The 11,505-nt window shown below is 65.3% G+C and carries 5 protein-coding genes; all 5 read right to left on the reverse strand.

Translation table 11 applies throughout. From position 1 onward, the window contains the following. The coding region (pbpC, locus tag VK519_RS16865; RefSeq protein WP_324351689.1) for a penicillin-binding protein 1C at window positions 1-2,262 on the reverse strand (2,262 nt) is incomplete at its 3' end. Between the two features lie 98 nt (window positions 2,263-2,360). Then, complete coding sequence (locus tag VK519_RS16870; protein WP_324351691.1) at window positions 2,361-8,423, reverse strand: alpha-2-macroglobulin; 6,063 nt, start codon at window positions 8,421-8,423, stop codon at window positions 2,361-2,363. A 212-nt stretch (window positions 8,424-8,635) separates the two neighbouring features. After that, window positions 8,636-10,240, reverse strand: a complete 1,605-nt coding sequence (locus tag VK519_RS16875; RefSeq protein ID WP_324351693.1) for an NAD(P)/FAD-dependent oxidoreductase — start codon at window positions 10,238-10,240, stop codon at window positions 8,636-8,638. Between the two features lie 71 nt (window positions 10,241-10,311). Further along, window positions 10,312-11,193 carry a UTP--glucose-1-phosphate uridylyltransferase GalU gene (gene galU / locus VK519_RS16880; protein ID WP_324351695.1) on the reverse strand — a complete coding sequence of 294 codons (882 nt, stop codon included), beginning with the start codon at window positions 11,191-11,193 and terminating at the stop codon, window positions 10,312-10,314. After that, window positions 11,190-11,505 (reverse strand): polysaccharide biosynthesis protein (locus VK519_RS16885; RefSeq protein WP_324351698.1); only part of this gene is annotated, 316 nt, incomplete at its 5' end. The genes VK519_RS16885 and galU, both read right to left, overlap by 4 nt.

The raw sequence follows: 11,505 nt of genomic DNA on the forward strand, positions 1-11,505 counted from the left end.
CAGCGCATCGCCGGCCTTCGACTTGCCAAGGTAGGCGTCGTCGACGAACCAGTAGAGCTCATGGGCATCGGCATCGCTGGTGGCCGAAAAACTGATCTGCTCGGTGCCCAGGCGCGAGACACGCATGGTGTAGGTGGTGCCACGCATGGGCGAAGTGATCCGCGGCGGTGAGCCGTCCGCCTGTCCGGCTCCCTGGCAGGCAGGCAGGGCCGGTGGCTGCCGGCGCGGAATGCCGGCCTGGGCGAATACACGCTGCAGGTCCGAGGGCCAGTATTCGAAGACTTCAGTGCGGATATGGCGTGGATCGTAAGGCGGACACGCTGGCTGGTTGGTGGTGGTGTCGAACACCACCGCGCGATGGATGGTGCTGACCCGGATCGGCGACTTGCCCGGGATGAACCATGTGGTTCCCGTTTGCGGGCACCACGCATTGGGCAGGTCGCCGCTGGCGAGGCAAATCGACACTTTCGCGAGGTTGGCGGGATTGCGCCGGATGGGCTCGGCAAGCCCCGGGTTCTCCGCGCGCAGGGCATCGGCGATCTGGAAGAACAACGGCGCCGCCGCATCCACGCCGACGAAGGCCGGGTTGCCTTGCCCGTCGAAGTTACCAATCCAGACGATAAGCACATACGGGCCGAAACTCCCGGCCGTCCAGGCATCGCGAAAACTCCAGGACGTACCCGTCTTCCAGTACACCGGCAGACGCGAAGGCTGCGCCGCGAGCGCGTCATCCGGACGCGGGTTCTGGCGCAGGATGTCCATGACCATGAAGCTGGCTTCCTCGCTCAGCATCCGCGTTCCGGCGGACATCGGGTCGGTCGATAGCGTGCGCAGGGCCTTCAATTCACCGCGGTTGGCGAGCATCGCGTACAGGCCCGCCAATTCCTGCATCGTCACTTCACCGCCGCCAAGCACCAGCGCCAGGCCGTAGTGCTGCTCGCTGGCCATGCGGCTGATGCCGGCGTCCTTCAGGAATTGGTACAGCGTCGGGTTGTTCAGCCGCGAGGCCACGTACACCGCGGGGATATTGCGGCTGCGGATCAGCGCCTGCGTGGCGGTTACCGGACCTAAGAACCGCCCGTCGAAATTCTCAGGCGTGTACGGACCGAAAGCCGACGGCACGTCACGCAGTACCGTCTGCGGATGCAGCACGCCCTGGTCGAAGCCCAGGCCATAGATGAAGGGCTTGAGCGTTGACCCGGGTGAACGCTTCGCCTGCGTGCCGTTGACCTGTCCCTGGATCGACGAGTCGAAATAGTCGGCCGAGCCCACCATGGCCTTGATGCCCATGTCGCGGGTATCCACCAGCAACGCCGCCGCATTGCGGATGCCACGGTCGCCGCGATGGGCCACGTAACTGCGCAACTGGCGCTCCAGGCTGTGCTGAAGGCGGAGGTCCAGCGTGGTCGCCACGCGCATGTCGGAGCCGCCCGTGATACGCCGCGTGGCCAGCACCTGTTCGACGAAGTGCGGTGCTTCGAACGGCAGTTGCGAAAGCGGGCGCAAGGCCAGTGGCAAGGCGAAGAGGGGTCGTTGCGCGGCAGCCTCCGGATGGACCCTGACCCAGCGCTCGAACAGGCGATTGCGCGATACGCTAAGCCAGCGATTGATCACCGCATCGCCGCTTCCGCCCGCGGCCTGGAGGCGGCGCGTGGGGTCCTGCGGGATCACGGCCAGGGCCAGCGCTTCGGGAAGGTTCAAAGCCGACGGCGACTTGCCGAAGTAGGCAAGGCTCGCCGCGCCCACGCCTTCCACGTTGCGCCCGTACGGCGCGTAGTTGAGATACGCCTCGAGGATGTCGTGCTTGGAGTAGCGCAACTCCAGCACCATGGCGGCCCACGCCTGATGCAATTTTCCGCCTGGTGTACGTGTGTTGAGCCCGTACATCAGCCGGGCCAGCTGCATGGTGATGGTGGAGCCACCCTGCGGGTCGCCATGGCGAACATAGGTGACCCACGCGCCACGCGCCAGACCCCAGGCGTTGACACCCGGATGCCAGCGGAACCAGCGGTCCTCGTGCAGCAGCACGCCCTCGACCACGGGTGGAGCGATATCCTCCAGCGGCACCCAAAGGCGATAGCGCTGGTCGCTGGCCAGGGTCAGGCGCAGCAGGCGGCCATCGTGGTCATAGAGCGCCGTGGACGACGGCAGCCATTGGCGAAGCGGCGCGTGCGGCCACAGCCGGAAACCGACGGGAACGGCGCAGATCAGCAGCAACGCCACCAGGACATTATGCCAACGGGGAAGACGCACGCGTTTCATCGAGCTTCGTCGCGAGGTTGGCGGGGGTCAGGGGTTGGTGGGGGTCAGAGTTATTACTCTGACCCCGGACCCCTCCCCGCGGACACCTGGCATCACTCCTATTTGCTTCGCACGACGTCGATCGTCGTGCCACCGGCCGAGCGTGCCTGCACGCTACGGTCGTACAGCGATTCACCATAGGCCGGCGGCACGATGTAGTGGCCGGCATTGGTGGCCTTGATGCGATAGACGAACTCGCGCACGTCCGGGGTGGCGATACCGTAGATCACCACGCGATCCTCGCGGACATCGGCGTACTCAGGCTTCCAGGTGGAACTGGAAAGGCCGATCGGCGCACGCCACGCGGCCGGAGCGGAGGTGGCGTCGGCATCGGCGCTACCCTCTTCCTGCGACGCATCCGCCACGGGCGCGGCATCGGCCGGCGGCGGCTCGATCACCGGTTCAAAGCCACCGGGCAACAGGTCGACGATGGCAAGGTTGCCCACGCCGTCCTTGCCGGTGGCGCGGATGCGCACGTGCACGTCCACTTCCTCACCGATGGTGACCTTGTCCAGCGTCTTGCCGCTGGTGTCGGTGTATTCGCGCACCACTTCGATGCCGTCCTTGATCGGTGCGCCGGGCGCCGTGCGGTCGAAGCCGGTCTGGCTTGCCGCGTACCACGCCGTGCCATCGTTGTCGTTCACCAGGCGAAGGCGTGGCGTCGATGCCGACCACGAGCCCTGCAGCACGCTGCCATTGGCGCTGCCTATCGACTTCACTGCACCGCTGGCGGCAACTTCGTTGATGGCGAGTTTCGACAGGTCGCCCGCCGCGTTGGTGGCCCAGGCATCCAGTGCAAGGATGGTCATGGCCGACGACAGCGTGTTGTAGTGGCCCTTGCCGATGGGGCGCACGATATTTTCCACCGCCTGGGGCGGCAGCGCCTTCGCGCGGTCCGGGAAGTGCTTGGCCAGGATGTACAGCACCGTAGCGTCGCGGATCACCGGGTCGTAGTAGTAATCGTAGCTGTAGGCTTCTTCGGCCGGTGTGCGCGTGAGCAGCTTCAGCGGGCCGGCTATCAGCTGCGCAGCCTGCTTGTCCTGGTGCAGTTGCTGGTAGCTTGCCGCCAGCCATGCCGCCGTGACATCGGACTTCCACTGCGGCGCGTACGCCTCTTCCAGGCGCCGCTGCACGGAGGCCAGGTAGTTGGTGGTCACGGTGCCCTGGCGAGTCAGCAGATAGATGGCGTAGGCACGCTGGCGCAGCGACGCCAGCGAATCCTCGCCCTCGTTGGCGGCAATCTGGCGCAAGGCCCCATTGCCGGCATCAAGCATGTCCTGCGGAACCGCTACGCCGCGATCGCGTGCTTCCAGCAGATAGTGCACGGCATAGTCGGTGATGAAGCCGTTGGTATCGGGCGTTGCAGCCCACAGGCCGAATCCGCCCTGCCCGTTCTGGCGCGCATGCAGCGTATCGAACAATGCCGCCACGGGATCGGCCGCGGACAGTTTGCCGTCAGCGTCGTGCGCCCGCGTGACTTTGCCGAACTCCGGCCGCTTGCCAAGGATAAGGGCCGGCATCGCGCTGGAGATCACCTGCTCGGTGCAGTAGTGCTGGAAGTCCACCAGGTACGCCGCCAGGCCCTGGGCCAGCACCACGGGTACCGTGGACATCGATACCTGGCGTTGGGCGAAGGCGTCATACATCTGGCGCAGGCCCGGCAGATCGACGCGCGCATGCGCATCGACACGGCCGACGTCCACCTGGGTGCGCATCGGCGAGGCCGGACGCACCGAAGCGTCCACGCTCTGCCTGGCGCTCTTGTCACCGTAGCTAGCGGTGAAAGTGAAATTCCCCGACCCCAGAAGATCCGTGGCCTTCACCCGGAACAGCGCCACGCCTTCGCGCATCTCGCCCAGGGCGAGCTGCTGGCTGGCCGCGCCCACGACCTGTAGCTGCGGGCCAGTTTTCAACGCAACGGTAACCGGCACTTCCTTGCCATTGAGGCCCGTGAGGTTGTTGGCCACGCCCACGCTCACCTCCACCTCGTCGCCCGGGGCGATGGTGGTGGGTACGTTGGGCGACAGCACGAAGTCGCCGCGTACGGTGGTGGATCCTTCGAAGGTACCGATGCGGTCGGCGGCAACGCTCACCGCCATCACCCGCAGCTTGCCGTTGAAGTAATCAGGCACCTGGTAGGTGAAGTCGCGGCTACCATCCACGTCGACGATGCCCGACCAGTACGCCACCGGCTTGTCGCGTTTGCGCTTGAAGGGATTGAGCTGGCGGCCGATGCCGCCGTCAGCGTCGCCACCCGGAGCCGCCATCGACATCACTTTCTCGAAGTCCGGGATGATCAGGTCGAGGATCTGCGAGGTGTTCACCTCGAGCATGCGCTTGGCGAAGAAGAAGGTGAGCGGGTCGCCCAGCTTGTAGCGGGCCACCTGCAGGATGCCTTCGTCCACCGCGAATACCACCGCCTTGGTCGGCGCGGGCGAGGTCAGGTGGAAGGTTACCGTCTGACCCGGCTTGACGAGCGCGGGTGTCTCCACCTTGATGCCGTTACGGCGGGCATCGAGGTTCACCGAGAACGGCACCACGCCGAAGCTCAAGGGGCTCATGAAGATCTCGTCCGAGGACGGATCGCGGATGTATTGCACGTTGATGTAGCCGTTGCCCTCGAAATCCGCAGGCACCGTGATGTGTTGCACGGAGCTGGTGGTATCGGCATGGAACCAGGCGTGCGCGTATACCTTGTCGCGCTCGATGGTGATCAGGCCGCTACCGGCATAGGGCGCGCGGATGGCGATGTCCACCGCCTCGCCCGGGGCATAGTCCTTCTTCGACAGGGTGAGCTGAAGCTCCGCATTGCGCTCGAGCGAGCGCGAGACGTTGGCGTCACCGGCCACCGAATACTCCACGCGGTTCAATTCCTTGTCCTGCGCATTGCGCACGACCAAGGCGAAGTTGCCTGGCTTGCCGGTAGGCAGCGTGACGTCCAGGCCGGCGGCGGGAATGGTCAACGCTTCCTCGGAAATGGTCGACTCGCGTTTCTTCGATTCGTACTTGAAGACGCCTGAGTCCTGCTTGGTCAGCACGGACACGTAGCGCGTCTCGACGATGGCCTTCTTCAGGCCCGCAACTTCGGTTTTCTTCGCCGACGGGTCGATCGCTACCAGGTTGACGTTGCGTACGGCGTCGCGGGTGACGTACTCAAGGTTGTCCACGGCCTTGTAGCCGACGAGGAAATCGTTGGACGACACCATGCTCTGCGTGGCGGCGGCGACACTGCGGCCGCCCTCGGCCTCGTAGGCCTTGGCCAGGAAGTACAGCTGGTAGGTGGCGTCGGCGTATTTGGTGAGGTCCAGCGCGAACTCCGCGTGGCCCTTGTCGTCGGTCTTGCCGTCCTGCAGGGATTCCTCGTAGCCCTCCTTGGCCCGGCGAATGTCGTAGAAGTGGTAATCGGGGTATGAGCGGAACTGCGGGAAGGCCGGGCGCAGGGTGAGCGTGGCCTCCACGCGGCGGTCGGCTGCCGGCGTACCGAACAGGTTTTCAACGTCCACCATGGCTTTAAGCTGCGCGGGCTTGACCCAGCCTTCGGCGACGACTTGCGAAAGTTTCGCGGCCACTTTCATGCGGTCGGGCTGGAATTCCTTCACCTGCACGCTGCCGCTGCCGATCTGCGCCCCGGGCTTGCCGTCCTTGGCGATGTAGAGGTTTACCGTCCAGTTGCCAGTGGGCGCGGCCTCGGCCGGGGTGTAGCTCATTTCGGCGAAACCGGCCTCGTTCATGGCCACCGGTTCCTGGCGCACGCTGGTGCCGCGTGGGTCGACCACCTCGGCCACCAGCGGGATGCCGGCCACACTGCGCGTCCAGGTGGCAGCGCGGACGATCAGGCCCATGTGGAAGGTGTCGCCCGGGCGGTAAATGCCTCGGTCGGAGAAAAGATAGGCGGTGAGCTGGCCCTGGCTGCGGGCATTGGGCTCGCCGCCGATGTCGAAGCGGGAATAGTCGAGTTTGCGGTCGTAGGCGCCGATTGGCAGGAAGGAAAGATCCTCACCCGAACGCACCACGTACATGGTCGGCTTCTTCTCGCGATCGAAACCCTTGAGGCTGGCAAAGTGCACCATGCCGTCGGCGGCCGTGGTGCCGGTAAAGAGTTCCTGGCCGTTCTGGGCCACCACCGATACCTTGGCGCCAGGCACGGGCGATCCGGTACGGATCGACTGCACGAACACATCCTGGCTGCCGTCGAGCGACTGCTTGGCCAACACGCCAAGATCCGTCACCACCACCAGGCGCTCGTCGATGATGGAAGCCACATCGGCGGCGGCATTGTCAGCGGAGTCGCCCTCACCCTCGGCGCCATCGCTGCCGTCGGCGGGGTCGGAGTCTTCACTCTGACCTCCAACACTGTCATCGCTAGCGTCATCCCCAGGCGCCTTCGCGCCCACGGCGCCGTTGGCGGCTTCCTCCTCCGCCTTGGCCTTGGCAGCTTCGGCCTTCTTCTCGGCCTTCTCGTCGTAGCCGGTGAGCTTGAGCAGGAACACGCCCTTCTTGCCCGAGGCCAGGTACTTGCCCAGGTCCACGCCCTCGTAGTGCGCCTTGCCGGGGTCGCCCGCGGGGAAGGATGCCTTCTGTTCGAAGCGATCGACGATGTGGTCGGAGGTGAGGCCATACATCTGCGGCTTGGCGTAGGTACCGCCATTGAGGCTCACCAGGTGCTGCAGCTGGTCCGGCTGCACGCGGCCGATCTCCAGCTTCATGCCAGGCATGTTGCGCGATACCACCGACACCCGCTTGGCGCCGGACATCGACAACAGCGCGCCATCGGCCATGAAGCGCAGCAGGCGCGGGTAGTCGGGCACGGTGACCACCTGGGCCACGGGCTGGCCCAGCACGTAGCCGCCGAAGGACGTCAGGCCGTTCTCCACGCGCACGTAGATGCGCTGGCCAGGCTCGGCCTTGAAGCGGAAGCTTTGCAGTTCCGCGTAGTCGTTCTCGGTGGGGATGACATCGAGCTTCAGTGCATTGCTGCCCTTGAGCAGCTTCTGGCCGACCTGGTCGATCGACCAGTCATCCGGTGGCGCATCCTCCTCGTGCTGCGTACCCGGCTGGTACTTGGGCAACACCCAGGCGCGAACGCGCCGGGCCAGGTCCGTGTCGCTGACGGCGCCACCGACATTGATCACCATCACCTGCTCGGGCTCGAACTTCTCGTTGTCCACCAGGCTTGCTGAAATGTCGTCGATCTTCAGGCTGTAGAGGCCAGGGACCTTGACGTCGGTGGTCAGCGCCTTGTCCACGCCGTCACCACCGCGTACGCTGCGCGTTCCCTTGTCCACTACCAGGCGCACTGCGCTATCGTCGCGCGGCAGGTCAAGCGGCTGCGAATGCACATAGGCATTGAGCTTGCGCTCATCGTAGGTGACGGTGAACTTCAGGTCGCCGTCCTTGCCGCCCTTCGCGTCCAGGCGCTGCAGTGCCACGTGCTTTTCGAACTGCGCCGGGTCCACCGGATAATTGAAGGCCACCTGCACGATGGTCTTCTTCATGGTCGGGGTCTGCGGGTCCTGGTAGAACTCGCCGCTGGCGATGCGCGCGGTGAACGGCGCGGTATCGAAATCGAAATGGTCCTCGGCAAGCACGATCTGCGGCGCGAACAGCTTGACCTTGTCCAGGCGCACTTCCACGTGTTGACCCACCGGCCAGTCCTCGGCCGGTACGAAACGCATCTGGCGGTCGTTGTCCCAGGTCCAGGAGCCGGCCAGCTTCGGCGACATGGCGATACCGTCGGTCACCGGCTTGTGCAGGGCTTCGATCTTCGCGGCGGAACCGGAAAAGCGGACCAGCAGCGGATGGATGGTGATCGGCGTTTCGTCGTACGCGGTGACGGCCGGGGCCGTCACCTGGAAGGTAATGCGGTTGGGCTCCACCGCTTTGGGCCGGTTCTGCCACCAGTGCCAGCCGAACCACCCACCCACCAGTACCACCAGGACGGCGGCGACGGTACCCGTGAACTTAAGCGGATGGCTGCGCGCCGCCTTGCCCGTGGCCGGCACCCATCCCGGCGCCGACCAGCTCATCTGGCCGAACACCGGTCGCAGGATGAGGGCAAGCAGCCAGGCCAGGCCGCGCGCCAGGCGCAGCGGAAGGGAAGCAAGAAAACGCAGCAGATCCATGATCGGTCCTGATCGATGCCCAACGTCATTCGCGGCGCCGCCGCGTCCTAAGCGGGTACGCACCTGTCCACCGCGGGCGCTGGCCCACGGCGGTTTGATGCACTACCCGATTTCCCCAACAATCCTCGCCGAAAATTATGACGGGACCCGGGCGCTATTCTGGCATACAGCCCACCGATGATGGACGGCCGGGGGCGTCGTACCGGCGCTATCTATCGGGCGCCCACCATCGACGATGCCACGGCTTCGGCGACACGGATACCATCGATCGCCGCCGACATGATGCCCCCGGCGTAGCCGGCACCTTCGCCCGCCGGATAAAGGCCAGGGGTATTGATGCTCTGCAGGGAGTCATCGTGACGACGGATGCGGATGGGCGAGGACGTACGCGTTTCCACTCCCGTAAGCACCGCGTCGTGCATGGCAAAGCCCCGGATCTGCCGGTCGAAAGCCGGCAGCGCCTCGCGCATGGCAGTGATGGCGTAGTCGGGCAACGCGGTGGCAAGGTCACCCAGGCGGACGCCAGGCTTATAGGACGGCTCGACGGACCCGAGCGACGTGGACGCGACACCAGCCAGGAAGTCGCCCACCAGCTGGCCGGGGGCATCGTAATTGCCGCCGCCAAGCTCGAACGCGCGTGATTCCCAGGCGCGCTGGAATTCAATGCCGGCCAGTGGTCCACCGGGATAGTCTTCCGGTGAAATGCCCACCACGATGCCCGCGTTGGCATTGCGTTCATCGCGCGAATACTGGCTCATGCCGTTGGTGACCACCCTGCCCGGCTCGGACGTTGCCGCCACCACGGTACCGCCGGGGCACATGCAGAAGCTGTACACCGAGCGGCCATTGCCGGCGTGGTGCACCAACTTGTAGTCGGCCGCGCCCAACAGATCATGCCTGGCGCTGGGGCCGAAGCGGGCGCGATCAATCAGCGACTGCGGGTGCTCGATGCGGAAGCCGATCGAGAACGGCTTGGCTTCGACGAAGACGCCTCGCTCGTGAAGCATGGCGAAGGTGTCGCGCGCGCTGTGCCCGATGGCCAGCACGACATGGTCCGACGCCAGTTCTTCGCCCGATTCGAGACGCACGCCCCGCATGCTGCCGTCATGGAGCAGGAGATCGGTGACCTTCGCGCTGAAGCGGAATTCCCCACCCAGGGAAATGATGCTGGCACGCATGCTCTCCATCATCTTCACCAGGCGAAATGTGCCGATGTGCGGCTTGCTCACATAAAGGATTTCCTCCGGCGCCTCGGCGTTGACGAATTCCAGCAGCACCTTCCTTCCATAGTGCTTCGGGTCTTTCACCTGGCTCCACAGTTTGCCGTCGGAGAACGTGCCTGCCCCGCCCTCGCCGAACTGCACATTGGATTCGGGAACGAGGTTTCGGCCACGCCACAGGCCCCAGGTATCCTTCGTACGCTCGCGCACGGCCTTGCCACGCTCGAGTACGATCGGCCGGAAGCCCATCTGGGCGAGCAGCAGCGCACACATCACGCCGCAAGGGCCGGTGCCGATCACGATGGGGCGTCGCGTTTCACCATCCGTGGCGTGGGCGACGAACCTGTAGGAGGTATCGGGCGACAGGTTCACGTGCTGGCCCGCGTGCCGCGCAAGTACTGCGTCCTCGTCGGCGATATCCACATCCACCGTGTACACCAGCGTGATCGCCGACTTCTTGCGCGCATCGTAGCCGCGGCGGAACACCGTAAAGCTGCGCATCTTCGCCGCATCCGCGCCAAGGCGCGTGCCGATCGCGCGCTCGAGGGCGTCGTCGGGATGGTCGAGCGGGAGCTGGATGTCGGTAAGGCGAAGCATGGGCAGCGATGTGGGGGCTGGCCGGCAAGTCTACCGCCCAGGCCCCCACCGCTTCATCCTGGGCTGGTCGATCAGGCGCGACCGGCAGCCACCGCCTCGTGCACCGCGGCGGCGAGTTTGGGGTCTTTCAGGGCGAAATGGATGGTGGCCTTGACCAGCCCCACCTTGCTGCCGCAATCGAAGCGCGTGCCTTCGAAACGGTGCGCCAGTACCTTGCCGTCGCCCTTGAGCAGTCGGTCGATGGCGTCGGTAAGCTGGATCTCGCCGCCCGCGCCAGGGGTGGTTTCTTCCAGCAACTGGAAGATGCGGCCGGGCAGCACGTAGCGGCCGACCACGGCAAGATTCGACGGCGCATCGGCCGGCTTGGGCTTTTCCACCATGTGGTGGATGCGGGCGCTGCGGCCCTTCGCTTCATCGGTGGCGACGATGCCGTACTTGTCGGTGTCCTCGTGGGGCACTTCTTCCACCGCGATCACGCCGGCGTCCTCGTCGTGGGCCACCTGGGCCATCTGGCGCAGTGCGCCGGGCCCCTGGTTCCAGATCAGGTCGTCGGGCAGGATCACGCCGAAGGGTTCGTCGTTGCCCACCACGGGCTTGGCCATCAGCACCGCATGGCCCAGCCCTAAGGCCTCTGGCTGGGTCACGAACACGCAGCGCACATGCTTTGGCAAAACCGTCTGCACCAGGGCCAGCAGTTCGTCCTTGCGCTTCTCCGCCAGCTTCGCCTCAAGCTCATAGGCCTTGTCGAAGTAGTCGGCAATGGCGTGCTTATAGCGGTTGGTGACGAAGATCAGGGTGTCGGCGCCGGCATCCACCGCCTCGTCCACCGCGTACTGGATAAGCGGGCGATCGAGCACCGGCAGCATTTCCTTGGCCACCACCTTGGTGGCAGGCAGGAAGCGTGTGCCGAGCCCGGCAACGGGGAAAACAACTTTGCGCAGCGGTTTGGTCATGCCTGTTCTCCGTGGTCGGTCGCGCGCAACGGTACGACGTTGTCCGTTAGCACGGCGTCGTTCCATCGGAAGGAAGGCAACAGCGCGGCAATCGACCGCTGCAGGGCCTCGTCGTCGTAGTCGGTGGCCGCATCGCGCGCGCGCGCCAACTGGGCCTGCAGGAGTTCCCACGACACCTGGCGATGCTGGGCCAGGAAGATCTTCGCGTGCGCGGTACCGGTGTAATTCTCCAAGGGATGGAACAACTCCTCGAAGAGCTTCTCGCCCGGGCGCAAGCCGGTGTACACGATGGGAATCTCGGTGCCCGGCTTC

It is taken from the genome of Pinirhizobacter sp., assembly GCF_035317885.1.
GTDB lineage: Bacteria > Pseudomonadota > Gammaproteobacteria > Xanthomonadales > Rhodanobacteraceae > Pinirhizobacter.

Excerpts from the sequence above, each read along its gene's own strand:
- galU (WP_324351695.1), bottom strand. The coding sequence starts at position 11,193 with ATGACCAAACCGCTGCGCAAAGTTGTTTTCCCCGTTGCCGGGCTCGGC.
- VK519_RS16875 (WP_324351693.1), bottom strand. The coding sequence starts at position 10,240 with ATGCTTCGCCTTACCGACATCCAGCTCCCGCTCGACCATCCCGACGAC.
- VK519_RS16870 (WP_324351691.1), bottom strand. The coding sequence starts at position 8,423 with ATGGATCTGCTGCGTTTTCTTGCTTCCCTTCCGCTGCGCCTGGCGCGC.